This window comes from Phaeobacter sp. B1627, assembly GCF_006265095.1.
Taxonomy (GTDB): Bacteria; Pseudomonadota; Alphaproteobacteria; order Rhodobacterales; family Rhodobacteraceae; genus Epibacterium.
This window is the reverse complement of the sequence record NZ_VCNK01000001.1, coordinates 96,821-120,151: the sequence shown is the minus strand read 5'-3', so window position 1 is coordinate 120,151 and position 23,331 is coordinate 96,821. Positions and strand designations below refer to the sequence as shown.

Sequence of the window (23,331 nt, the reverse complement as noted above, 5' to 3'; positions counted from 1 at the left end):
CACTCTGGGGCCAGTTTAGCTATGTGAAAGCGAATGACCATGCCCGATCCGATCCCCCCGGCTGCAAAGCCTGCTGCGACGCTCGAAATTGTCACGGTCCCCTGCCTGAGTGACAATTATGCCTATATCGTCAACGGTCCAGACGGCGTCGCCATCATCGACGCCCCCGAAGCAGGGCCGATCATTGCCGCCCTGGAAAGCCGGGGCTGGACACCCGGCGTGGTGATGATCACCCATCACCACCACGACCATGTAAACGGTGTGGCGGCGCTGCGGGAGCGATATGGCTGCATGGTGATGGGGCCCAAGGCCGAGGCCGACAAGATGCCGCCGCTGGATATGGAGCTGGTGCCAGGCTTTGAAGGCGGCAGCGGCGTCGGGCTGTGTCAGGTCATTGCGGTCCCCGGTCATACGCTCGGCCATATCGCCTATTACTATCCCGAAGGCCAGGCGCTGTTTTCGGCGGACAGTCTGATGGCGCTTGGCTGCGGACGGCTGTTTGAAGGCACCCCGGCAATGATGTGGCGCAGTCTGCAGACCCTCGCCGCCCTGCCGGACGACACGCTGGTCTATTCCGGACACGAATATACCGAGTCCAACGCGGCCTTTGCCCTCAGTATCGACCCCGACAACCGGGCGCTTCGGCAACGGGCCGAGGAAATCGCGGCCTTGCGCGTAAAAAATGTTCCAACGGTGCCCGCCTCTCTCGGTCTTGAGAAAGCCACCAACCCGTTTTTGCGCGCAGGTGCGGCGGATCTGAAGAAAACCCTTGGCATGGCAGGGGTTGAGGATGTCGAGGTCTTTGCCCATATCCGGAGCGCCAAGGATAAATTCTGACGCAGCCCAGGGGCTTTCTGACCATTTAACGGCCCCTTGCACGCATAATGTTGGCAAATGTGACCGCAATAGCAAAGAAAGCCCTTGAAGGTTACGCTCTATCAACCAAACTCTATCAGTATGAGGACATGATCATGGGACAGGACCGGACCGCCCGGTGGCGGCTGATCCCCATGACCCAAGACAGAGGAGCACGCCCGTGCCTTCATTCTCGAGCACTTTAGAACAAGCCATTCACGCAGCGCTGGCGCTTGCGAATGAAAGGCGGCATGAATTTGCCACTCTCGAACATCTGCTGCTGGCACTGATCGAGGAACCGGACGCGGCGCGCGTGATGCGGGCCTGCAGCGTCAGCCTGGACGAACTGCGATCGGCGCTGCTGGAATTCCTGGACGAGGATCTCGCGAACCTCGTGACGGATATCGACGGCTCAGAAGCGGTCCCGACCGCCGCCTTTCAGCGGGTGATCCAGCGGGCCGCGATCCACGTTCAATCCTCGGGACGCACCGAGGTGACCGGCGCCAATGTGCTGGTCGCGATCTTTGCCGAACGGGAAAGCGATGCCGCATTCTTCCTGCAGGATCAGGACATGACCCGCTACGACGCGGTGAACTTCATCGCCCATGGCGTGGCCAAGGATCCGGCATATGGGGAAAACCGACCGGTGAGCGGCGCCCCTGAATCCGAAGAGGAAATGCCCGGCGGCGGCAGTCTCGGCGGCAATGCTGCGGATGGCGACCAGAAAGAAAGCGCGCTGGCCAAATATTGCGTCGACCTGAACGCCAAATCCCGCGAGGGCGACATCGATCCGCTGATCGGGCGCGATTCCGAGGTGGAGCGCTGCATTCAGGTGCTGTGCCGCCGCCGCAAGAACAACCCGCTGCTGGTCGGCGACCCCGGTGTCGGCAAGACCGCAATCGCCGAAGGTCTCGCCCGCAAGGTCGTGCAGGGCGAAGTGCCCGATGTGCTGTCCAACACCACGATCTACTCGCTCGACATGGGCGCTCTGCTGGCGGGCACCCGCTACCGCGGCGACTTCGAGGAACGGCTGAAGGCTGTGGTCACCGAATTGGAAGATCACCCCGATGCGGTGCTGTTCATCGACGAAATCCACACGGTGATCGGTGCCGGCGCCACATCAGGCGGCGCGATGGACGCCTCCAACCTGCTGAAACCTGCCCTGCAGGGCGGCAAGCTTCGGACCATGGGCTCCACCACCTACAAGGAGTTCCGCCAGCATTTCGAAAAGGACCGCGCCCTGTCGCGGCGGTTCCAGAAAATCGATGTGAACGAACCCTCGGTCGAAGATTCCATTGCAATCCTGAAGGGGCTGAAACCCTATTTCGAGGACCACCACTCGATCAAGTTCACCTCGGATGCGATCAAATCCGCCGTCGAGCTGGCCGCGCGGTACATCAATGACCGCAAGCTGCCGGACAAGGCCATCGATGTCATCGACGAAGCAGGCGCTGCCCAGCATCTGGTCGCCGAGAGCAAGCGCCGCAAGACCATCGGCGTCAAGGAAATCGAGGCCGTGGTGGCCAAGATCGCCCGCATCCCGCCGAAAAGCGTCTCCAAGGACGACGCCGAAGTGCTCAAGGATCTGGAGAACTCTTTGAAACGGGTCGTCTTTGGCCAGAATGATGCCATCGACGCATTGTCGAGCGCCATCAAACTGTCCCGCGCCGGTCTGCGCGAGCCGGAAAAACCGATCGGCAACTACCTGTTTGCGGGCCCCACCGGCGTCGGCAAAACCGAGGTGGCCAAACAACTGGCGGATACGCTGGGCGTGGAATTGCTGCGGTTTGACATGTCCGAGTACATGGAAAAGCACGCCGTCTCCCGTTTGATCGGCGCACCTCCCGGCTATGTCGGGTTCGATCAGGGTGGTCTGCTCACCGATGGGGTTGATCAGCATCCGCACTGTGTCCTGCTGCTGGACGAGATCGAAAAGGCCCATCCCGACGTGTTCAACATCCTGCTTCAGGTCATGGACAACGGTCAGCTGACGGACCACAACGGCCGCACAGTGAACTTCCGCAATGTGGTCTTGATCATGACCTCCAATGCGGGCGCGGCGGATATGGCCAAAGCGGCCATCGGATTTGGTCGCGACCGTCGGGAAGGCGAAGATACCGCCGCGATCGAACGGACCTTCACGCCGGAATTCCGCAACCGCCTGGATGCGGTGATTTCCTTCGGTGCACTTCCGAAAGAAGTGATCATGCAGGTTGTCGAGAAGTTCGTACTGCAGCTGGAAGCGCAACTGATGGACCGCAACGTGTCGATCGAGCTGACGCGCAAGGCGGCCGAGTGGCTTGCTGACCGCGGCTACGACGAGAAGATGGGCGCCCGCCCATTGGGCCGGGTCATTCAGGAACACATCAAAAAGCCACTGGCAGAGGAGCTGTTGTTCGGCAAGCTCGCCAAGGGGGGTGTAGTTCAGGTCGGCATCAAGGATGGCAAGCTCGATCTGCGCATCGAGGGTCCCGGAAAACCGCGCCTGTCCGGCAACAAGCCGCCGCTGTTGACGGCAGAATAGGAGCAGGCCGGACCAGGCGGTGGTGGGGCGACGCCGGAGCCAAGCAGGCTTCGGCAGCGCAGGTGGTGCGGCGGTGTAGGTGCGTCAGTCTAGGCTGTGCCTCGCGTCGCAGGCCTCCGTCACCCTCCGCCGCCGCTATGTGGGATGAGATCGCAGGGGGCCCTGACTCGTTTCACCTGTCCCCCGCCCCGATTGCGCCTCACTTGGGATCGCCGGGGGGTTGAATCCTTCCAGGCTCGGGTTGAGCAGGGCTGAGGTTTTGACTTGCCCTGTCTCCGTGCTGGCCTGTCTCAGTGCAGGCCTGAGTGCGGCCTTGCCCCCATATGAGGGCTTTGAGCCGGAGGATCAGCAGGATCTCATCTGGGTATGCGACCCTCCGCCCTCCCTCAGGGAAGCAAACGATTGCAAATTTCGCAGGCCAGCTGCTGCCCCCTCTCAGGATTGTTGTGCCATCGGCTGACCGACCGAGGTCAAGCCGGATCGGAACCGGGCCCGAACCGACAGGATCTGTCGCGGTTTGATGCCGATTTTGAGAGCACTTCCTGCCACAAAGGAGGCAGGCTATGGGACCGAAACGGACGGTCGCGTCCCAAAGGCTGTGGTACGGATCTCATCGGCGAGTGGGCGGATATGGTGCCGAAAGAGGATTTCAGCCTCGACCAGGAGACTGACTGTCTGCGACGAGAGACACGCAATCTCAGAAGAACGTGAACCGGAGAAGGCGCCAGTCCGAGGGCTTACTTGCCCGCTGAAGAAGAAAATCCCCGAAAAAAGGTCACTCAGTTCTTTGCGGGCCAAAAGCCGTGAGATTCAGCTTCGGCGGCGAACAAACATCAGTTTCCAACGGCGCGCATATATAGGGGGCTGGCCGTTATTTGACGTGCCTTGACGTGCTGCGGCGCCTGTTGACGGCGGGTTCAGACCCGCGAGACAGGGCGCGGCATCAGCTCCGCTCCGCAAGTCTGCGCACAGAGCGGAACACCATCATCAGACCAATCATGGTCACGGCCTGCCCGATCATGTCTCCCAGCGCGTAGGTCACCACAACGCTCATCTGGTCGCCGGGCGAGATCACACCAGCGAAGACGATCGTCTGCCCGATCGAATTGAACACCGAGGCCAACACCCCGACCAACATCAATTGCCGCCAGTCCATCCGGCGGCTCTGGCCCGCGTAGACAGAATGTCCGAACAGGTGAAACAGCTCGAACGCCAAATACGCAGACAGCGCGCCAACCGGGACGGACAGCCACAGGGCATAGCTGGTCAATTCCAGAACATGGGCCTCTGTAAACAAGAATTCCGAGAGCAAGGCCGCCATCATCAGGGGCAGCAGCGCGCGCCAGCCGCAGAGCCAGATGCTGAGGACCCGCACCCCATGGGGCAGGTACAAAAGGCTCGCAAATATGGTGATATCGCCGAGAAAGTAGGCTTGCACCGGATTGACGATCCAGGCGGTGATTCCGTGGCACAATACATAGGCCAACACGATAACGACTGTATCGGATGCGCCCGGAACTAAACCTTTAGAAGTATTCATGCCGAAGATGTAGCCGGCCTCTGTTCACAAAACAATTCCTGTCTCTTGCGAAAGCGGAAAACCCGGCGCCGCTGCAGTGCTCCAGCCACATCACAGGTCGTGCAGCAAATCCCGCCGCACAAGATAATGCTTCGCCCGGGTGCCGTCCGGGCGTTCCAGAAAACCGTGGTCCAGCAAGGTCTTCAACGCGCGGTGAAACGTCGCCTGTGCCAAATCCCGGGCCAGGTGATGCTGACGGATCTGATCGGACAGCACGAAATCTCCCGGCGCCTCGGTCAGGGTATGAGCCGCCTGGAATACATCCTTTTCAGCCGGACTCAGATCTTCCAACCCTATGTCGCGCTCCATCTGGCGCAGCATGTCACGGAGTTCAAAAATTGCACGCAACCTGTCCAAGATCTCAGTCCCCTCAAACCATTCAGGAAGAAGAAGTATAGATAAAACTCAACACGGAGACTATAGCACATTGAAATTGTCGCGCATGATAATTTATTGAAAGTTCAAGCCTTCCGTGATATTGCCTTGTCTGGACGAACCCAAATGCCGTGAGTGGTGGAGGCGTCCGTATTTCAGACATTCAATTTAATCATCCAGGCCTTGGCGATATCGTGTCGCCAAGGCCTATTTATTTCATGTTTTTCAAATTGATAACCTAGCCGAATCAGCGCTCTGTCAGCTTCAGTTCGATCCGCCGGTTCTGCGCCCGCGCCGCTGGCGTATTGGCCGGATTGATCGGCTGGAACTCGCCAAATCCATTCGCCGCCAGCCGGTTTGGGGGTATCCCCAGCTCATCCATCATGTAGCGCACCACCGACAGGGCCCGCCCCTGGCTGAGCTCCCAATTGTCGCGATATTTGCCCGTGCCATTGAAGGCCTGATTGTCCGTATGCCCGTCGACCCGGATGATCCAGTTGATATCGCTCGGGATTTCGGCGGCAATATCGCGCAGGATATTGGCAACTTTGGCGATTTCAACCTTGCCCTCCGCCGACAGTGTCGCACTGCCGAGCGCGAAGAGAACCTCGGAGGCGAAGACGAAGCGGTCGCCCTCGATGCGGACACCGTCCTGATTGCCCAGAACCTGACGCAATTCGCCAAAGAATTCAGATCGATAGCGTTCCAGATCTTCCGCCTTGGAGGTCAGCTGCGCGGCTTCAAGCTCCAGGCGCTTGCGCTCCTGCTCTTCCAGCAGACGGCGGCGGCGCTCCTCTGCTGCCGCGCGCGCAAGGGCCGAGTTCAGGTCCTGGCCCAGGTTCTGAAGCTGCACCGATTGCGAGGCATCGCGGTCCTTGAAATCGTCCAGCAGCGCCTGCAACCCGCCGAGCTGTTCGCGCAAAGCTGCCACCTGCTGATTGAGCAGGGCCGTCTCGCGGCGCGCCTCTTCCGAGATCGCCTTTTCTTCGGAGAGGGCCGCGCGCGCCTGTGCCAGCAGATCCGCCCGTTGCTGCGCCAGGCTCTTCTGCTCCGCCGCCTCGACCGAGGCCGCCTCGCCCTGGGACAGTGCCGCCAACAGGCGCCGCTGCAGCACGTCCTGATCTGACGCCGCCGCCTGCGCCCGTTCGAGCGCCTCCAGAGCGGTCAGCAGACGCTGCTCGACCGATGCGCGTTCCTCGGCGGTGGAGGTCGCCGCAGAACGGGCGGCTCTCAGATCCGCTTCGGTCCGCTGCAGCCGGGTTTCCAGTCCGATCCGGGTTTCCTCGGCCTCGCCGCGCAGGGTGGCCAGCTGGTCCTCCAGCGCGCGGCGGGTGACTTCTGTCTCCGACCGCAGCACAACCAGCTGGTCTTCGAGGGCCCGGCGTTCGGTGTCGAAACGGTCCTGAAGCTGCGCCAGTTCCTGTTCGTATTGCGATTGGGTTTCGACCGTCGCCGCCCGCTGGCGGGTCAGTTCTGCCTCCAACTGGCCCCGGGTCCGGGCTGCGTCCTGACGCGCCGCTTCCAGTTCGATCGCCAATTGGGTCCGGGTCACGCGGCTGTCTTCCCGCACCCGCTCCAGCTCGGCCTCAAGCGCAGACACCCGCGACGCCGCCTTGCTTTCGGAGACCTCCATCTGAGCCAGGATGCGGGTCAGGCGCTCGGCCAGAACATCCCTGTCCTGCGCCTGTGCCCGGGCCTGATCGATTGCCGTCAGGGCCGTTTCCAGCTCTGCATCGAGCCGGTCGCGCGCGGCCTCGGCCGCCGCCAGCAACGTCAGCGTATCCTCGGCCTTCCGCCGCTCTGCCTCGAGCGCCAGCGTCATGGCGGTGAGCTCTGCGTCAGCGTTCTCCAACCGCGCGCGCAGGGCCTCTGCTGCTGCGGTTTCGGTCAGGCGGGCGACCTCTTCCTGCGAGAGGCTGGCCTCCAGTTCCGCGATGCGCCCGCTCTGGGTCTCCCCTTCGGCCCGCAGCTCATCGACCAGCGCCTGCAGCGCCTCGGTGCGGGCGGCGGCCAGGCGGGCGGTTTCGGTTTGCGAATCCACCTCCTCCCGGGTCTGGGCGAGCGCGAGGTTCAGGGCCTCCTGCTCTGACAAGAGATCCGCGCGCGCCGCGTCCAGCGCATCCCGCTCCGTCTGCAAGGCCGCGATCTCTGCCTCGGCACTGTCGCGCCCGGCGATCAATGTGGCCACCTGCGCCTCAAAATCGGTGATGCGGCTGCGCGCCGCCGCGAGATCGGATGTGGCCTGATCTCTTTCGCCGGAGAGAGAGCTGATCAGCGCCTGCTGTCGGGTGAGCTGCTCGCGGGCCGCGTCAAGGTCGGACCGCGCAGAGTTGAGCGTCGCGCCCAGGGCCCCCAACCGGGCCTGCAGCAGGCTGGTTTCGCGTTCCTTCACACCCAGAGCGCGCGCCAGAGCCCGGATTTCGGTGGACAGTTCGTCAAGCTCGGTTTCCTGGCCGGTGATGGTTTCGCGCAGCACGAATTGCACCACCATGAAGATGGTCAGAACGAACATCAAAACCAGCAGGAGACCGGTCATCGCATCGACGAAGCCGGGCCAGATCGACCCCTGAAACCGTTGCCCCGTACGACGCGACAGAGCCATGGGTCAGCTTTCTCTCTGGGTTGCCACGCGCGACGCCCGGTCGAGCCCCCGCGGGCTGGCGAAGGCCTTGACCAGCAGGTCGATATCCTTGCGCAGCTCGGCGAGGCTTTCCTGCCGCCCGGCCGAGATTTCCTCCAGAATGCGCAGCATCTGCACATCGATGGAGCGCAGGCGCATGCGGCTTTCGGCGTCAATGCCGACATCGCCATGGGCGCGCATCAGCTCGGTCAGCGTCTCCTGCCCCACCGCCACCCGTTCGAGCGCGGCAGAGATCGACGCCACATCATCCTGACGGCGGTTCATATCGCTGATCGCGTCCACGAGGCGCGAGAGTTTGCTGTCCACCTCCGCCCGGCCCTCGGAGGTTTCGACGAACATCGCCTGCAGCGCGTCCATCTGCTCGGCCATCGTGTCCAGAACACCGGCCACGAGGTTACTGTCGCCGACGCCCTCCTCCCCCGAAGAGAAGCTGACGCGGGTGAAGGAGGCGAGCCATTCTTCCAGCTCGCGGTAAAAACGGTTCTGGCCGTGTCCTGCAAAGAGTTCCAGCAGCCCGACGATGAGCGAGCCGGCCAGACCAAGAAGCGAGGACGCAAAGGCCACGCCCATGCCCCCGAGCTGCGCCTCCAGCCCGGTCATCAGGCGATTGAAGATCGCGAGCCCTTCTTCGCCCTCCTGCGGGGCGAGGCTGCGAATGGTGTCGACCACGGCGGGCACCGTCGTCGCCAACCCGTAGAAGGTACCCAAAAGTCCGAGGAAAATCAGCAGGTTGACAATGTACCTGGTGATTTCGCGTTCTTCGTCGATACGCTCCGCGACGGAATCGAGGATCGATCTGGTGGAGGCCGACCCGAGCTGCATCCGTGCCGCGCGCGACCGCAGGAGCGAGGCCAGAGGCGCCAGCATGGAGGGCGGGCCGTCCTCTGCCGCATGCACCCCTCCGGCAAAGCGTTCGATCCAGCGCACCGAATTGATCAGCTGCACCACCTGCCAGAAACAGGCGAAGACACCGATACAGAAGACAAAGAAGATGAACCCGTTCAGATAGGGGTTTGCCTCGAACACAGGAAGCACCCGTGGCAGGGCGACAAACGACCCCGCCCCTGCCAATCCCAGTGCGATCAGCATCATGACGACCTGGCGCACCGGCTGAGAAAATTGTGGCCGGCCTTCGCGTTCGTGATGCGCCATTCCGTGCGGCTCCTGATAGGCTCTTTCGTGGTTCTGCGCGTGCAGCCTAGCTTGAAAGACCTAGGATCGCCAAGGATTTATGATAAAATTTGCCGGACCCGCTCGGTGAGCCAGCTGAGATCGGGGTCCCGCAGGCCAATTTCGTCCAGATGACTGGCCGTATTGAACAAATATTCGCGATTCGGCCCCCGTCCGCCCACCGCATGGGCGATGATCTGCGCCTGCTCTTCCAGCTCCAGGCGGCAATATTGGACATGCTGCGGGTCGATCACATAGGCGACGGCGGTGACCGTCTCTCCGGAGGCGAGATCCACATCGAGAACCCGTTCCAGATAGGCCGAGGAAATCAGCTCACGCTCGCGCAGGGCCTCCAGCGTGGGGTCCTCATGACCCGGCTCGACCGCAAGCGCCAGCCCCGTGCAGCGCGCGCCCTCAAGCGCGTCGAGCGCCAGCACCAGCCCCGGCTCGGCCTCGCTGCCGCGGTGATGGATCGAGCGCATGCAGAAGGAGCGCGCAAAGCCGTTCAGGGTCGCGACCTCGCGGCGCGCCACCGGAAACTCCGGGTTCCACAGCAGTGATCCGTAGCCAAATACCCACATCGTCATGTTACTGGTCCTTTTTCGCCCGCCCCTGTAAACAGCAAAACGGGCAGGAACAAAAGGGGCTGTGCTGGATGAAACGCGGGCTGAAAATCCTTCTGGGCATAGCGCTGATCTGGTCGCTGTATTGGGCGGTTGCTGCCTGGGGATTGCGCCAGAGCGTGGCCGCCTGGTTCGACGCGCAGGCGCAACAAGGCTGGCAGGTCGAGGTCGAATCCATCGCGCCCGCCACCCCTTTGGGGGGCTTTCCGACGCATCATCGCACCCGGATCACCGCGCCCGCCCTGGTCGATCCGGCGACCGGCGCGGCCTGGCGTGCGGATTGGCTCGACATCGAGAGCCCCGCGATCTGGCCGGGCCGGCAGGTGCTTCGGTTCGCCGACGGTCAACAGCGGCTGTCGTATTACGACCAGACGGCCGTGATCACCACCGAGGGGCTGCGGGCAAAGCTGACGCTGGCCCCCGGTCTGGCGCTGGAGGTCGAAGACCTCGGCCTGACGGCGCAGGACTGGAGTATCGGTGATGGGCAGACGGCCACCCTCGGCGCGGCGGATCTGTCGCTGCGGATGGTCCGGCAGGGAACATCGCAAACCTATCGTATCACGGCGGACGCCCGCGAGTTTCGCCCGGGTGCGGAGCTGCGGCGCTTGCTGCGCTCGGCCCCGGAGCTGCCGCAGACCTTCGAGGTGCTGACATTGGCGGCCGACGTGGCATTTGACGCTGCTTGGGACCGTTCGGCGCTGGAAACCCGCCGCCCGCAGCCGCGCCAAATCGATCTGGAGCGTATGGAACTCCGCTGGGGCGAGATGCGGATCAAGAGCACCGGTCAGCTGGACGTCGACGCGGCAGGCATCCCCACCGGAGCGCTGGCGCTGCAGGTCGAATCCTGGGCTGCGTTCCTTGATATGGCGGTGGACACCGGCCTGTTGTCCCCCGGCGCCCGCGATCAGGCCAGCCGCGTGGTGGCGATGCTGGCGCGCGCCACGGGCAACCCGGAGGATCTGGATATCACGCTGGGATTTCGTGGCGGCTATATCACCATCGGGCCGATCCCGCTCGGCCCCGCGCCCCGCCTGATACTGCACTGATACTACACGGAAACTGCACGGAAACTGGCCGGGTCCTGAACTGACCCTGCGCTGGTCCTGCCCCCCCCGCGAGACGGGAGGATCAGCGACAGTATCGCCCGCTGCGGTGGCGCGCCACATCCAGGTGAAAGTGATCGCGGTGGTAGATGTCCGCCTCCGGCCCGAGCACGGTGCGAAACGGTCCGCAGGCCGCTTTCCACAGGCGACGCAGAGGCCGGCGGGTCGGCTTGTCGCGCCAGCCCTTCAGCACGCTGACCATGGTGCCATCCTCAAGACCAAAACCGGAGATATCGATGGCACGTCCGCGCCCGTGTTCAGAGATCCTGGCGCCGGGACGGTTGTTGCGGGTGCGACAGGAATAATGCGCCGCCACCCGCAGGCGGGTCACCCGGTTGGAGCGGCCAAAGGCCTTTTCCACATCGCTTTTGACCCATTTGTGCAGCGCCTTGGCGGTGTCGCAGGTCATCAGCGCCGGAGTGCTGAGCTGAACTCCGGCCACCGAGCGCACCCGCACGGCATTCCTTGCGCCGCAGCCCTTGAGCGTGCCGGGGATGTGCCCCGCTTCCTCGCCCTGGATGTCGAGGGAGCCACAGACAGAGCCACGCCGTTTCTTCGCTCGCCCGAACAGGACCTGCTGCAGGAGTTCGGGACTGCGGACTGTGGGGCGCGGCGTGGTCTCGGGCGCAACCGGAAGCAGGCCTGCGGGGCGGTTGAGGGTGGCGGCGACCTGCGGCGACGGCGGGCGTTTGCGGGGACGCAGGACCGCGTTCGCCCCCTGCGGCACAGTGCCGATGCCGTCGGGCAACACCGCCCCGAGGTCGCCCGGCGGCAGGGCCGCCCCGAAGTCACCCGGAGGCAGGGCCGCCGCAAAGGCCAGACGGGCCAGCGGCGGCCGGGGTGTTGTGTCCGGCGCTGCGGCCTCTGTCACAGCGGCCGGCCCCACAAGCGCAAGGCCCAGCCCGATCAGACAGAGAGCCGCAGGGGACCTCATTTCTTCGGCCCGCGGCCGAAGTCCGGCGCAGCGGTATCCTGCCCCGCCTGAATGATGCCGCGACGGATGGCACGTGTGCGGGTGAAATAGGCATGCAGGTGATCCCCGTCGCCGGTGCGGATTGCGCGCTGCAGGGCGAACAGCTCTTCGGTGAAGCGGCCGAGGATTTCGAGCGTTGCGTCCTTGTTGGACAGGAACACATCGCGCCACATGGTCGGATCGGAGGCCGCGATCCGGGTGAAGTCCCGAAACCCCGCAGCCGAATATTTGATGACCTCACTGTCGGTTACACGACGCAGATCATCCGCCACCCCGACCATCGTATAGGCGATCAGATGCGGCGCGTGGGAGGTGACCGCGAGCACCAGATCGTGGTGATCCGCGTCCATCTCGTCCACATGGGCGCCCATGCCTTCCCAGAGCGCGCGCAGCCGGGCCACGGCGTCAGGGTCGCTGCCCTCGACCGGCACCAGCAGGCACCACCGGTTGTCGAACAGCTCTGCAAAGCCCGACTCGGGGCCGGAGTGCTCGGTGCCCGCAAGAGGGTGAGAGGGCACGAAATGGACACCATCGGGGATATGCGGCGCGACCGACTCGATCACCTGGCCCTTGACCGAGCCCACATCGGAGACGGTAGCGCCCGGCATCAAGGCAGGGGCGATCTCGGCCGCGACGGCCCCCATGGCGCCGACCGGCACGCAGAGGACGACCAGATCGGCCCCCTCGACGGCCTCTGCCGCACTGTCGCAGACCCGGTCACACAGGCCGATGCGACGGGCGGTGTCGCGGGTTTCCGCGCTGCGGGCAAATCCCGTGACCTCTCCTGCGAGGCCTGCGCGTTTCATCGCCCAGAACATCGAGGAGGCAATCAGCCCGAGGCCAATCAGCGCCACACGGTTGTAGACGGGTGTGGTCATGTCCGCAGGGAGAGGAGGCGTGGTCATACGGGGGCCTGCCCGGTTTTGAAGTCCTTGACCGCCGCAACCACCGCGCGGCACGCTGTCTCATCCCCGATGGTGATCCGCAGCGCGGCCGGCAGGTTGTAGCCCGCCACCCGGCGCACCACCAGGCCACGGGCCTTGAGGAAGTCATCGCAGGCCTCGGCTTCGGCCTGATTGGCAAAACGCGCGAGGATGAAATTGGTGCAGGATGTATCGGAGGGAACGCCCAGAGCGGCCAGCTGATCGGCCAGCCAGCCGCGCCATTTCGCGTTCTCCCGGCGGCACTGCTCCACGTATTCAGTATCGCGCACGGCGGCCTCTGCACCGGCAAGTCCGGTCAGGGACACGTTGAACGGCCCCCGCACCCGGTTCAGCACGTCGATGATCGCCTGTGGCCCGTAGCCCCAGCCAACCCGGGCGCCCCCAAGGCCGTATATCTTTGAAAAGGTCCGGGTCATGACCACGTTTTCGCGGCGCTCGATCAGGCTCCGCCCGGCATCGAAGCCTTCGACATATTCGGCATAGGCGCCGTCCAGAACAAGGATGGCGTCCTTGGGCAGGCCATCGGCCAGACGGGCGACCTCCGCATCGGAGATCATTGTGCCGGTGGGATTGTTGGGGTTGGCGATGAAGACCAGCCTGGTCTGCGCGGTGCAGGCCGCAAGCAGCGCATCCACATCGGTGACGCGCTCGTGTTCGCGCACCTCCACCGGGGTCGCCCCGGCCGCCAGAGCGGAGATGCGGTACATGGCAAACCCGTGCTCGGTATAGAGCACCTCATCCCCCGGACCGGCATAGCATTGGCACAGAAAGGCGATGATCTCGTCGCTGCCGGCGCCGCAGATGATACGGTCGGGATCTAGGTCGTGGGTTTCTGCAATCGCGCGCCGCAGATCGGAATGATCAGAGCTCGGGTAGCGGTGCATATTGGCGGCAACCTGGACCATCGCCTCGGTCGCCTTCGGGCTGGCGCCGAGGGGATTTTCATTCGAGGAGAGCTTGGTCACATTGCTCACCCCATCCACATGGGCGGCGCCGCTCTGATAAAGGACAATGTCCATGATACCGGGCTGTGGCGTGATTTGGGTCATGTCTTCGAGCTCCTTGACGTCCCTCCTCTCATAGCGCCCGGCGGCGCGCGGGAAAAGCGGCATCTCACGACATCGCAGCAGAACTCCGGTGCGGCGGTGGCGTCATCGAACGGGGATGAAAGCGCGCGGTGGCGGCGTCGGCCTCATACCAGGTGGCAAGATCTTCGGCCCGGGCAACCAGCTCCGTGACACTGTCGAGGATGTAGTCCACCGTCGTCTCCGGCATCAGATAGGAGAAATTCAGCCGCACCCAACCGGGTTTGCGGATCTCATGCCCGGCCTGAAGATCGGCAAACAGCGCATCCGATCGGGGTTGATCAATATCCAGAAGACGGTGCGCATAGGCGCCGGCACAGGCACAGCCGCCCCGCGCCTGAATGCCATAGGCGTCGCTCAGCATGCGGGTGAAAAGCTGCTGATGGATCGGCGCGCCGGAGGCGCCGCGCAGGGTGAAGGAAAAGATCGGCAGGCGGTGCACGCGCGGATGGCCCAGCAGGGTCAGCCCGGGCACCTTTGACCAGGCGGCGACCGCTTTGGCGCCGTAGCGGGCCTCGCGTTCTTCGATCTGCGCCTGCCCGACGGCGTCCTTGACCAGAAAGGCCAAAGCGGCGCGGATATCGCCGATCACATTCGGCGTCCCCGCCTCCTCGCGGGCGGCGAGGCTGGCGGCATAGCGATGGGACCAGGGCGAAACAAAGCTGACGGTGCCGCCACCGGGCCAGGACGGGGTGGTTGCCCGGACCGCGTCGCGGCGCAGGACCAAAACGCCCGAGCTGCCGGGACCCCCGGGGAATTTATGGGGCGAGACCACCACCGCATCCTTGGGAACCGCGCCACCGGCCCCCATGTCGATCGGCAGATAGGGCCCCGCCCCGGCATAGTCCCAAACCGCAAGCGCATTATGGGCCCGCAAGAGCCGGGTCACGGGATCGGGATCGGTGACAATGCCGGTGACGTTGGAGGCAGCGGAAAAGCTACCGATTTTCAGATCGCTGTCCGCATGGGCCAGCAAAGCGGCCTCGAGTGCCGCGAGATCGACGCCGCCCAGCGCGTCCTCGGGGATCTCCACCACCTCCGCCCGGCTTTCGCGCCAGGGCAGGATGTTGGAGTGATGCTCGTAGGGCCCAATAAACACCACCGGGCGTCTGGCCGCGTTGACGCCAAAGAGGCTGACCAATCGGTTGAGACCGGCGGTCGCCCCGGCCCCTGCAAAGATCACCTCACAGCCCTCCCCCGCGCCGGTCATACGCGCGATTTCGGCACGGGCGGCCTGGCGCAGGCGGGTCATATACTGGCCGCAATAGGAGGCCTCGGTATGGGAATTGGCATAGTAGGGCAGCACCTGGGCGGCGATGAAATCCTCCACCTGCTGCAGGGCGCGCCCCGAGGCGACATAATCGGCATAGACAAGCGGTACATCGCCAAAGGGTCCGGGGATCCGCAGCCCCTCCCCGATCAGCCCCTGGGCCAATTGCCCGGTTTTCGCTGCGTGGTTCAGAGATGATTTGAAGTCTTCGAGGATCATTGGCGCGCTCTTGTGATGATTTCCTCAATCATATCACCCTTGAAATAGATCATTTTCACATTTCTCATTGCCACGATTCGTAATATGACTATCAATTGACCCTGAAATGACGAAATCTATCGATCAAATTGACCGCGCGATTTTGCGGACCCTGCAGCGGGACGGCAGCCTGTCGCAACGCGATCTCGCGGACCGGGTCGGCCTGTCGCAGAACGCCTGCTGGCGGCGTCTCAAAGCGCTGGAGGAAAAAGGCATTCTGCGCGGCACCCGGGCAGAGGTGGATCGCCTGCAGTTGGATCTTGGGCTGGTTGTTTTTGTCATGCTGCGCACGCGGCACCACTCAAGCGAATGGCTGGACCGGTTTCGCCGTCATGTGCTGACCATTCCGGAAGTGGTGGATTTTCACCGGATCGGCGGCGACTATGACTATCAGCTGAAGGTCGTCACCCGCGATATGGCCAGCTATGACTCCGTCTACCAACGGTTGATCTCCGGGGTCGAGCTGGACAGCGTCACGTCGTATTTTGCCATGGAGACACTTGCCGAGGGGCGACCGCTGCCGGTTTAGGCCGCCCAGCCCCTACGTCCCCCCAGTCCCTACGTCCCCTACGTCCGCCTCCCTCCCGTGCGCCCGGTCCTTCCAGTCCGCCCATCTGCTGGCTGCTGGCTGCTTACTGTTGGCGGCTGGCGCTTCTGCCGCCCCATGCGCCAGCCCCACTACGCGCCGAGCCGTCTGCGGACTGGCGCGCCGATTTCAGGTTGGTATCTGGGGCTGCTCAATGTCCGAATGCGGCGTTGGGCATCCACTTCGGGCGCTTGCCCTTGGGACCCGCGCGCATGTGCAGACAGGCGGTGTTGGTGCGTTGAAACCACAGCGCCTTGAGCGGATACCACCCGGCCTTTGGAACCTCGACCTCGACCGCGAAGGTCTCCTCGCAGGGTTGACGGCCGTCAAATTCACCGACGGGCTGTCCGCCCACCATCGCCTCCAGCCCGTCATTGGTCAGGAAATCAATGGTATAGATCCCCGGTCTGTCAAACCGCACGTATCCCTGAATATCAGCCACCACGCGCTCTGCCCGCTTGGAGGTCAGAACCGCCTGCCCCAGTTCGGAATCGCGGTAGTCGAGGCCGCTCAGCGGTGCGCCCTGTTCCACCTTGTATTTCAACGCATTGCGGGCCGAGGCGAGGTTTTTCACATCGGAGGGATAGGCATAGCGCACAGAGAGCCCTGGTTTCAGGTTGGTGGGCTGGGGGTTGGCGGGCTGCAGTTTCAGCGGCGCGGCCACCGCCGATGCAGCGAGACCCGCAATGACCCCAAAGGCCAGAGCGATGGATTTCAGTGACATTGTATTCTCCCGAGGTATCCGGACCTCAAACCATATCAACGGCCGGATCCGGTGTCAGCGCCACCATAATCTGCAAACCCCTCCACCCCCAAGAGATTCCTGCGCCAGATGGCCAAGACGCAAAAAAGCCGCCCCAAACAGGAGCGGCTTTTGTAATCTTGCCATCCAACAGGCCTCCGAAGAGGTCGCGGATCAGTTTTTGGCGTAGAATTCGACCACGAGGTTCGGTTCCATAATGACCGGGTATGGCACGTCAGCCAGGGACGGTGCGCGCACAAAGGTCGCGGTCATTTTGTTGTGGTCGGTTTCGATATAGTCAGGAACGTCACGCTCGGCCAGCTGAACCGCTTCGAGAACAACAGCCAACTGCTTGGACTTGTCGCGCACCTCGATCAGGTCGCCTTCCTTGACGCGGTAGGACGGGATGTTGACGCGCTGGCCGTTCACCAGAACGTGGCCGTGGTTCACGAACTGACGGGCGGCAAAGACGGTCGGTACGAATTTCGCGCGATACACGACGGCGTCCAGACGGCTTTCCAGCAGGCCGATCAGGTTTTCACCGGTGTCGCCTTTGACACGCTCGGCTTCACCGTAGATGCGGCGGAATTGCTTTTCGGTCAGATCGCCGTAGTAGCCCTTGAGCTTCTGCTTGGCGCGCAGCTGAATACCGAAGTCGGACAGTTTGCCCTTGCGGCGCTGGCCGTGCTGACCGGGGCCATATTCGCGGCGGTTCACCGGGGATTTCGGACGGCCCCAGATGTTTTCGCCCATACGGCGGTCAATTTTGTACTTGGCAGACGTGCGTTTGGTCACGGCTGTTCTCCTTCGTTAAGTGGCGCTGCAGCGCGCCCTTGAACAAGGTCTCACTTTGTCGACCGCAGGGTCCCCCGCGGTCTCAGTGTTCACCTGCCCCAGGAAACCTGCAACATATGAAGGGCGTTGTCCTCTTGGGGTTGGATCCATCCGGATCCGCTGCCATGACAGGCTTCCCCTTGCGGGGGCCACCAACACCAATGTGAAGCCGGGCGTATATAGGAACCCGGCGCAGTGTCAAGCCGACATCCCATAGTTTTTCTGTCTGGCCTGCGTCTCAAGCTGATTGGCGGCCGCCGATGGTCCCACCCCTGCCGGTCAGGCCGCGTCCTGCATCAGGATCGCCGCCTCTGAGGCGGACAGATTGCGCCGGGCAAAGGCGCCGTAGCTTGCCGGGTCGGCCTCGATCCCCGGCAGTCGGCGCAACAGACGCCTACGGTCAGAGTTGTCCAGCGCCGACAGCGCCGCATGGGCGGGGTGAAAGCTCTCGGTCTCGACGCCGTTGGCCCAGATCACCTGATGGTTTTCCAGCAGGAGATGGACATAGGTCACCTCTGTCACCGTCTGATCGACCGAAATGGTACGGTTGTTGACCAGATCACGTGCCGCGACCAGCACCTCCGGCACGTTGAACAGGGCGCGCGCGGCATGCCCCCGCAGCAACATGCGGTGCTCGGGCGAGACCAGAAGCTCCTGTTCCGGGCGGTCAATGCCCAGCGCGCCAGCGCAGATACGCACCGGCCGCAGGTGCGGCATCACAAAGAGCCGGGCCCCGCTCATGCGACGCGCGCCGATCCACTGCACGCGCTGCGCGCCATTGTCCCGGGTCTGAACGAGATCGCCCTCGCGCAGGCTTTGCACCTGCCGTGGCCCCGACGGTGTGGCGATCCGAGTCCCCGGCGTAAAACAGATGACGCCCGGATCCTGCGCGATTTGTGCCGATGTGGGCTGTACCGAGGTGTGATGAACAACCCAGAGATCGGTATTGCGGGGCGGCACCTCATCGACGAACATCAGCAAAGGCAACCCGCCAGCACCGGTTTCAATCAACGTCACGGTGTAGATTCTGACGCCATTGGTGACAACAAAGGTGCTGTCGGTGGCCGGATCATCGACGTTGACGGCGCCGATGTCGGTCCGGTTCTGGACCGCAGCGCCGACAAGACGGCGCACCATGCGGGCGGCCTGTTGGCGTAGGTCGCCGTCTCCACGCAGCATGTCCGGACACAAGAACTCTGACGGGCCGTCCACACGCACCGCGTCACCATGCCAGGACCACGTTGCGCCGACATCGACCGCCGCAAGAGGGGCCGCGTCGAGACCGTCAATTTCCGTTTGCGTCCAGGAGATGACATACGTGCCACGAAAGCCCGTTTTCATCTGCAACACCCCATCACCATTCACCTCAAATACACATACCTAAACGTCAGGCATTTTCTCGGACATTAAGAGAGCCTTAACCAAACCTGCCCGCTGGGGAAAGACTGAATACCACAGGGCTGACCGTTTTTACGTATAGTCATTCCAGCGAAGGTATAGTTTGGCGGCCGTGGCGCGTGTGCAAAACAGCAACCGACGGCTTGCGCAGACATGTTGTTCCGGCATGTCGCTCGTTCAGGCCCCGCGCTCCGGGTCGTCGCCGGGCATCTCCACCGGACCGCCGGCCTTGGTCCAGCCGGAAAACCCGTCCCGAAGATGCGCCGCCTCGAACCCCATGTCCTGAAGCAGTGCCACCGACAGGGCCGAGCGCCAGCCCGATGCACAGTAGAACACGAACCGTTTGTCCCCGGCGGCGAATATTGTTTTGAAATAGGGGCTTTCGGGATCCACCCAGAACTCCAGCATGCCGCGCGGACAATGAAAACTGCCGGAGATATAGCCCGTCCGCTGGCGTTCCCGCACGTCGCGCAGATCGACAAACACCACCTCCGCGGAACCGGCCTGCGAATGATGCAGGGCAATCGCGGTGTCGCAGGCCAGCTCCTCTATTCGGGCGCGGGCGTCGGCGACCATCTGCGCCGATGAGATCTTGAGCGGTGCCATCGCGGGCCTCCTCCTTGGTAGGGTTGGCGGACACTATGCAGTATTGCCCGCGCAGGCCAAGCCCGATTGCCCGATTGACAGGCAGGCGTCCCTCGCTCAATGTTGCCACCGGCCCCGGCGCGCGCCTCCGTGCGACGGTCCCGCCCCCCAAGACATGTGCCAGAGAATGAGGCCCGCCAGGTGACCGCAAATCCCCCCATTTCCCTGTGGGACCATTCCTCCGAGGAAACCGCCACCGACCGGCCGCTGGCGGCCGAGAGCCGGAGTGCTGGTCAAGCGGGGCCAGAGACCAATTTAGCAGCCAGTTTCAGCGCCAGTCTCGATGTCGATGTCGCCATCGTCGGCGGCGGCTATACCGGTCTGTCCACCGCCCTGCATGGGGCGCTGAACGGTCTGGCCTGCCATGTTCTTGAGGCCAATGACATCGGCCACGGCGGGTCCGGGCGCAACGTCGGGCTGGTGAATGCGGGGCTGTGGTTGCCGCCGCAGGACGTCGCTCAGCGCTTAGGCACGGAGCGGGGAGCGGCGCTGGTGGCAGAGCTGGGCCGGACCCCGGATTATGTCTTTTCCCTGATCGAGCGCTATCAGATCCGCTGTGAAGCCACGCGGGCGGGCACGATCCATGCCGCCCACTCGGCCTATGGGCTGCGCGACCTTGAGCGCCGCGCGCTGGCCTGGCAGGCCCTGGGCGCGCCGGTGCGGTTGCTGACGGCCGAGGAAACCGCCGAGAAAACCGGCAGCCACCGGTTCCATGGCGGTCTGCTGGATGCGCGCGCGGGCACGATCAACCCGATGGGCTATGCCCGCGGACTGGCCCGTGCGGCCCGCGCAGCAGGTGCGGACATCTCGACCGGGACACAGGTGCTGGCGCTGATCCGGGAGGGCGACCGCTGGCGCGTCGAGACCAGCCGTGGCGACCTCACGGCAAAGCGGGTGGTGATTGCCACCAATGCCTATACCTCGGATCTCTGGCCCGGTCTGGCGCAGAGCTTCACACCGATCAATTTCTTTCAGCTGGCGACGGCCCCGCTGGGCGAGGCCGGGCGCATGATCCTGCCGGAGGGACAGGGCCTGTGGGACACCGGCAAGATCATGCTGTCGCTGCGGCGCGATCAGGCGGGCCGGTTGATCATCGGGTCAATGGGATCGGTGATCGGCGGCACCGAGGGGCTGACCCGCCGCTGGGCCGCGCGCAAGTTGCGGCGCCTGTTTCCGGATCTCGGACCGCAGATATTCGAGGACGCCTGGCACGGGCAGATTGCCTTCACGCCGGATTATCTGTTCCGCATCCATCGTCTGGCGGAGGGACTCTATGCGCCGATCGGCTACAACGGGCGCGGGATCACCACCGGCACCCTGTTTGGGCGCGCATTGGCGGATCTGTTTGTCGGCGCCCCCGAGGACAGCCTGCCGGTCCCGGTCAGCGATCTGACCCCCGACCGGGGCCGTGGCGTGAAAATGCAGGCCTATCGCGCCGCGTTCCTCGCCAAGCAGACCGCCGAAAGCCTGTTCTGACGTCGGGCGGCCGGAGTTTACGCGTCCCGCCTGCTCGCCCCGTCCCGCCTGCTCGTCCCCGCCTGCATGCCCCCGCCTACTCATCCAGCACCTGATCCAATGCGCGGTTGACGTCCCGCGCCGTGGCCTGCAGGGCGGCGAGATGCAGGTCGGCGAAGGCGTCAACCGGTTTGTAGCTGCGCAGCCACAGCACCGAGAGCGCGCCAAGCACCCGCCCCTGCGCGGTGATCGCAACCGCGATGGCGTGCAGGTCACTGTCCCGTTCGTGCTCGCTCAGATAGGCGGGGCTGCGGGCGGCGTAGCCCTGTTCCCGGATCTCGCCGATCCGCTGCATCAGGGCGGGCAGATCCAGACCGAAGCGCACGGGCCCCCATGTGAGATCCGGTTTCAGCGTCTCATAGGTGGCGCGGATCTCCGCATCGCTCAGCATGGCGAGACAGGCCAGCCCGGTCGCTGATCCGAAATGGGTGACGCGCCGGTTGATACGGCCCTGGCCGACCTGAAACTGGCTGGCCTGCCGGGTGCTGTCGATGATGCGCATCGCGCGGGCCTCGCGGATATGGATATCCGATGGCCAACCAATCGCCTGCGTCAGCGCCAGCGTGCGGGGGATGGCTGCATCTGCGACCTGCAGCATCCCCTTCGGCATCACCTCTGCGGAAATGTCGGGGAACACGATCAATGTGCGATAGAGCTGATCTGCCAAAGACCGGCGCACGATCCGGCGCGTGATCAAGGTCTGCAACAGCCGCCGCAGGGTGCTTTTGGGCAATCCGGTGGCCCGGTGCAGGTCAGCCAGCGACATGGCGCCTTGGCGGGCGAGCGTTTCCAGGATCGCAATGCCCCGGTCGAGTGAGCGGTTTTCCTTGACCATGGCCCCTCATGCCACTGTGCGGCACAGATTGACAAAGGGTATTTGCTGCCCGCGATCGCCCGTCGTGTTGGTGCCCGGCCGAGCTCACAGCCCGGTCACGGGGCGAACCGCACCGCTCAGGCGGAGAGGGGCGCACGGAGCCGGTCGCTCTCCCGCCCGGGCTGCAGGGATCAATAGATCCCCTTGCCCCGTTGGGCCCGGCGTCGCGCGCAAGGCGCGCGCCGCGGCTGCGCTCTGTGACTTTCGGGGAGACCCAAACAGGCGGAGATGAACTGCCCCACCACTGGGGGCGCATTCGGCTTGGGACTGGCTGGCGCTGGGGCTGCGTGGCGTCGGGGGTTTGGCGTCTGGCGGCCCGGCCGGTTGGCATCCCGAATCGCAAACAACCAAGGGGCGTATGTGGTGGGGCCGAACCGGGGTGACCCTCAGGTGACGTCATAGCCGATCACACGGATCGCCTCCTGCAAGGCATTGACAAAGAGGCTCTCCACCGGCGACAGCTCCGCATCCTGGCGCTGCATCAGCCCCACCGGCCCTTTGGTCAATGTGGTGTCGAAGGGCAACCGGACCAGCCGCCCGTCCGACAGTTCCGTACGCACGACGCCATGGGAAATCATCCAGATGGCATCGGTATCGCGCGTATAGACCCGGGCGAAGGCACCCGAGACCGTCTCGATGCGCTGCTGCGGCTCGGGCAGGCCGTGGCTGATCAGCCAGCGCTCCACCTGCGGCCGGATTGCCGCCGCGGGGGGCGGGAAGATGACCGGCCAACGCGCCAGATCCGCGAGGTCAGGTGCCTGCAGACAGGGATGGCCGGGGCGCACCACGCAGACGACTTCTTCGGTATAGAGCTGCGTGAAGGACACCCCCTGCATCGTCGCCGGATCCCCCATCCGCCCGATCACCATGCTCACGGCGCCGCTGCGCAACAGATCCATCAGCATCCCGTGCGGCCCGTCCGTGAGCCGCAGGATTGCCTCCGGTGCCAGTCTGCGAAAGCCCTCCGCAACATGCGGCAACAGCCCCGCCGCCACGCTGGGCAAGGCGCCGATGGTCACCTCTTGCGCGAGCACCCCGCCCCGCGTGCGGTCGATCCCCTCCAGGCCGTGATCCAGCGCAGCAAGGCTCATGCGGGCGAAATGGGCAAAGACTTCGCCCGCCTCGGTCAACTCCACCCCGGCGCGGCTGCGCAGCAACAGCGTGGAGCCGAGGATGTCCTCCAGCTCTTTCAGAGTGCGCGAAATGGCGGGCTGGGTCAGGTGGAGATGCTCGGCCGCGCCCTTCAGGCTGCCACGGGTCACCACCTCTGCCAGGCATTGCAAATGGCGGATCTTGACCTGTCTGCTGCGCGTATAGTTTACCATACCGATATCTAT

20 protein-coding genes are annotated in these 23,331 nt (G+C 64.0%); 5 read left to right on the top strand and 15 right to left on the bottom strand.

Annotated elements, in window-relative coordinates; all coding sequences use genetic code 11:
* The first annotated feature begins 33 nt into the window (after window positions 1-33).
* Both gloB and clpA read left to right on the top strand, forming a co-directional pair.
* Window positions 34-837, top strand: a complete 804-nt coding sequence (gene gloB / locus FGE21_RS00485) for a hydroxyacylglutathione hydrolase (protein ID WP_139660735.1) — start codon at window positions 34-36, stop codon at window positions 835-837.
* Window positions 838-1,036: 199 nt separating this feature from the next.
* A complete protein-coding gene (gene clpA / locus FGE21_RS00480) occupies window positions 1,037-3,379 on the top strand; it encodes an ATP-dependent Clp protease ATP-binding subunit ClpA (protein ID WP_139660733.1) in 2,343 nt (780 codons plus the stop codon).
* Window positions 3,380-4,322: 943 nt separating this feature from the next.
* Here clpA and FGE21_RS00475 read toward each other — a convergent pair.
* The 5 genes from FGE21_RS00475 to FGE21_RS00455 form a co-directional block, all read right to left on the bottom strand.
* Window positions 4,323-4,919: a hypothetical protein gene (locus FGE21_RS00475; protein WP_139660732.1), complete on the bottom strand. Its 597-nt coding sequence runs from the start codon at window positions 4,917-4,919 to the stop codon at window positions 4,323-4,325.
* Between the two features lie 90 nt (window positions 4,920-5,009).
* Window positions 5,010-5,315 carry a hypothetical protein gene (locus FGE21_RS00470; RefSeq protein ID WP_139660730.1) on the bottom strand — a complete coding sequence of 102 codons (306 nt, stop codon included), beginning with the start codon at window positions 5,313-5,315 and terminating at the stop codon, window positions 5,010-5,012.
* A 265-nt stretch (window positions 5,316-5,580) separates the two neighbouring features.
* The gene (locus FGE21_RS00465; RefSeq protein ID WP_139660728.1) at window positions 5,581-7,935 is read right to left on the bottom strand and encodes a peptidoglycan -binding protein; all 2,355 of its coding nucleotides are present in this window, start codon (window positions 7,933-7,935) and stop codon (window positions 5,581-5,583) included.
* A gap of 3 nt (window positions 7,936-7,938) precedes the next feature.
* Window positions 7,939-9,126, bottom strand: coding sequence for a biopolymer transporter ExbB (locus FGE21_RS00460; RefSeq protein ID WP_139660727.1), 1,188 nt, complete (start codon window positions 9,124-9,126; stop codon window positions 7,939-7,941).
* A gap of 77 nt (window positions 9,127-9,203) precedes the next feature.
* Window positions 9,204-9,731 carry a gamma-glutamylcyclotransferase gene (locus tag FGE21_RS00455; protein ID WP_139660725.1) on the bottom strand — a complete coding sequence of 176 codons (528 nt, stop codon included), beginning with the start codon at window positions 9,729-9,731 and terminating at the stop codon, window positions 9,204-9,206.
* Between the two features lie 68 nt (window positions 9,732-9,799).
* Here FGE21_RS00455 and FGE21_RS00450 point away from each other — a divergent pair, with 68 nt between their 5' ends.
* Entirely contained in the window at window positions 9,800-10,813 is a 1,014-nt protein-coding gene (locus tag FGE21_RS00450; protein WP_139660723.1) for a DUF2125 domain-containing protein, read from the top strand.
* An 82-nt stretch (window positions 10,814-10,895) separates the two neighbouring features.
* Here the strand turns inward: FGE21_RS00450 and FGE21_RS00445 are convergent, their stop codons facing one another.
* The 4 genes from FGE21_RS00445 to FGE21_RS00430 form a co-directional block, all read right to left on the bottom strand.
* Window positions 10,896-11,804, bottom strand: coding sequence for an extensin family protein (locus tag FGE21_RS00445; RefSeq protein ID WP_139660722.1), 909 nt, complete (start codon window positions 11,802-11,804; stop codon window positions 10,896-10,898).
* Window positions 11,801-12,721, bottom strand: a complete 921-nt coding sequence (locus tag FGE21_RS00440; RefSeq protein WP_139661037.1) for a prephenate/arogenate dehydrogenase family protein — start codon at window positions 12,719-12,721, stop codon at window positions 11,801-11,803. The genes FGE21_RS00445 and FGE21_RS00440 overlap by 4 nt, the downstream gene beginning before the upstream one ends.
* A gap of 23 nt (window positions 12,722-12,744) precedes the next feature.
* The gene (hisC, locus tag FGE21_RS00435) at window positions 12,745-13,836 is read right to left on the bottom strand and encodes a histidinol-phosphate transaminase (RefSeq protein ID WP_139660720.1); all 1,092 of its coding nucleotides are present in this window, start codon (window positions 13,834-13,836) and stop codon (window positions 12,745-12,747) included.
* A gap of 64 nt (window positions 13,837-13,900) precedes the next feature.
* On the bottom strand, window positions 13,901-15,361 hold the full coding sequence (locus FGE21_RS00430; RefSeq protein WP_139660718.1) for an aminotransferase class V-fold PLP-dependent enzyme: 1,461 nt from the start codon (window positions 15,359-15,361) through the stop codon (window positions 13,901-13,903).
* Window positions 15,362-15,467: 106 nt separating this feature from the next.
* Here FGE21_RS00430 and FGE21_RS00425 point away from each other — a divergent pair, with 106 nt between their 5' ends.
* Window positions 15,468-15,929: an Lrp/AsnC family transcriptional regulator gene (locus FGE21_RS00425; RefSeq protein ID WP_139660716.1), complete on the top strand. Its 462-nt coding sequence runs from the start codon at window positions 15,468-15,470 to the stop codon at window positions 15,927-15,929.
* A 208-nt stretch (window positions 15,930-16,137) separates the two neighbouring features.
* Here the strand turns inward: FGE21_RS00425 and FGE21_RS00420 are convergent, their stop codons facing one another.
* The 4 genes from FGE21_RS00420 to FGE21_RS00405 form a co-directional block, all read right to left on the bottom strand.
* Entirely contained in the window at window positions 16,138-16,710 is a 573-nt protein-coding gene (locus tag FGE21_RS00420; protein ID WP_139660715.1) for a PA14 domain-containing protein, read from the bottom strand.
* Between the two features lie 192 nt (window positions 16,711-16,902).
* Window positions 16,903-17,523, bottom strand: a complete 621-nt coding sequence (gene rpsD, locus FGE21_RS00415) for a 30S ribosomal protein S4 (RefSeq protein ID WP_139660713.1) — start codon at window positions 17,521-17,523, stop codon at window positions 16,903-16,905.
* A gap of 318 nt (window positions 17,524-17,841) precedes the next feature.
* A complete protein-coding gene (locus tag FGE21_RS00410) occupies window positions 17,842-18,903 on the bottom strand; it encodes a Hint domain-containing protein (RefSeq protein WP_139660711.1) in 1,062 nt (353 codons plus the stop codon).
* Window positions 18,904-19,137: 234 nt separating this feature from the next.
* On the bottom strand, window positions 19,138-19,566 hold the full coding sequence (locus tag FGE21_RS00405; RefSeq protein ID WP_139660710.1) for a rhodanese-like domain-containing protein: 429 nt from the start codon (window positions 19,564-19,566) through the stop codon (window positions 19,138-19,140).
* 180 nt (window positions 19,567-19,746) lie between these two features.
* Between FGE21_RS00405 and FGE21_RS00400 the strand changes: the two genes are divergently transcribed.
* On the top strand, window positions 19,747-21,081 hold the full coding sequence (locus FGE21_RS00400) for an FAD-binding oxidoreductase (protein ID WP_255731190.1): 1,335 nt from the start codon (window positions 19,747-19,749) through the stop codon (window positions 21,079-21,081).
* A 76-nt stretch (window positions 21,082-21,157) separates the two neighbouring features.
* Here FGE21_RS00400 and FGE21_RS00395 read toward each other — a convergent pair whose 3' ends face one another.
* Window positions 21,158-21,955 (bottom strand): IclR family transcriptional regulator, encoded by a 798-nt coding sequence (locus FGE21_RS00395; RefSeq protein ID WP_139660706.1) that lies wholly within the window; start codon window positions 21,953-21,955, stop codon window positions 21,158-21,160.
* A 425-nt stretch (window positions 21,956-22,380) separates the two neighbouring features.
* Window positions 22,381-23,319, bottom strand: a complete 939-nt coding sequence (gene pcaQ / locus FGE21_RS00390; protein WP_139660704.1) for a pca operon transcription factor PcaQ — start codon at window positions 23,317-23,319, stop codon at window positions 22,381-22,383.
* Window positions 23,320-23,331: the final 12 nt, after the last annotated feature.

Excerpts from the sequence above, each read along its gene's own strand:
- gloB (WP_139660735.1), top strand. The coding sequence starts at position 34 with ATGACCATGCCCGATCCGATCCCCCCGGCTGCAAAGCCTGCTGCGACG.
- FGE21_RS00475 (WP_139660732.1), bottom strand. The coding sequence starts at position 4,919 with ATGAATACTTCTAAAGGTTTAGTTCCGGGCGCATCCGATACAGTCGTT.
- FGE21_RS00465 (WP_139660728.1), bottom strand. The coding sequence starts at position 7,935 with ATGGCTCTGTCGCGTCGTACGGGGCAACGGTTTCAGGGGTCGATCTGG.
- FGE21_RS00460 (WP_139660727.1), bottom strand. The coding sequence starts at position 9,126 with ATGGCGCATCACGAACGCGAAGGCCGGCCACAATTTTCTCAGCCGGTG.
- FGE21_RS00455 (WP_139660725.1), bottom strand. The coding sequence starts at position 9,731 with ATGACGATGTGGGTATTTGGCTACGGATCACTGCTGTGGAACCCGGAG.
- FGE21_RS00450 (WP_139660723.1), top strand. The coding sequence starts at position 9,800 with ATGAAACGCGGGCTGAAAATCCTTCTGGGCATAGCGCTGATCTGGTCG.
- FGE21_RS00445 (WP_139660722.1), bottom strand. The coding sequence starts at position 11,804 with ATGAGGTCCCCTGCGGCTCTCTGTCTGATCGGGCTGGGCCTTGCGCTT.
- FGE21_RS00440 (WP_139661037.1), bottom strand. The coding sequence starts at position 12,721 with ATGACCACACCCGTCTACAACCGTGTGGCGCTGATTGGCCTCGGGCTG.
- hisC (WP_139660720.1), bottom strand. The coding sequence starts at position 13,836 with ATGACCCAAATCACGCCACAGCCCGGTATCATGGACATTGTCCTTTAT.
- FGE21_RS00430 (WP_139660718.1), bottom strand. The coding sequence starts at position 15,361 with ATGATCCTCGAAGACTTCAAATCATCTCTGAACCACGCAGCGAAAACC.
- FGE21_RS00425 (WP_139660716.1), top strand. The coding sequence starts at position 15,468 with ATGACGAAATCTATCGATCAAATTGACCGCGCGATTTTGCGGACCCTG.
- FGE21_RS00420 (WP_139660715.1), bottom strand. The coding sequence starts at position 16,710 with ATGTCACTGAAATCCATCGCTCTGGCCTTTGGGGTCATTGCGGGTCTC.
- FGE21_RS00410 (WP_139660711.1), bottom strand. The coding sequence starts at position 18,903 with ATGAAAACGGGCTTTCGTGGCACGTATGTCATCTCCTGGACGCAAACG.
- FGE21_RS00405 (WP_139660710.1), bottom strand. The coding sequence starts at position 19,566 with ATGGCACCGCTCAAGATCTCATCGGCGCAGATGGTCGCCGACGCCCGC.
- FGE21_RS00395 (WP_139660706.1), bottom strand. The coding sequence starts at position 21,955 with ATGGTCAAGGAAAACCGCTCACTCGACCGGGGCATTGCGATCCTGGAA.
- pcaQ (WP_139660704.1), bottom strand. The coding sequence starts at position 23,319 with ATGGTAAACTATACGCGCAGCAGACAGGTCAAGATCCGCCATTTGCAA.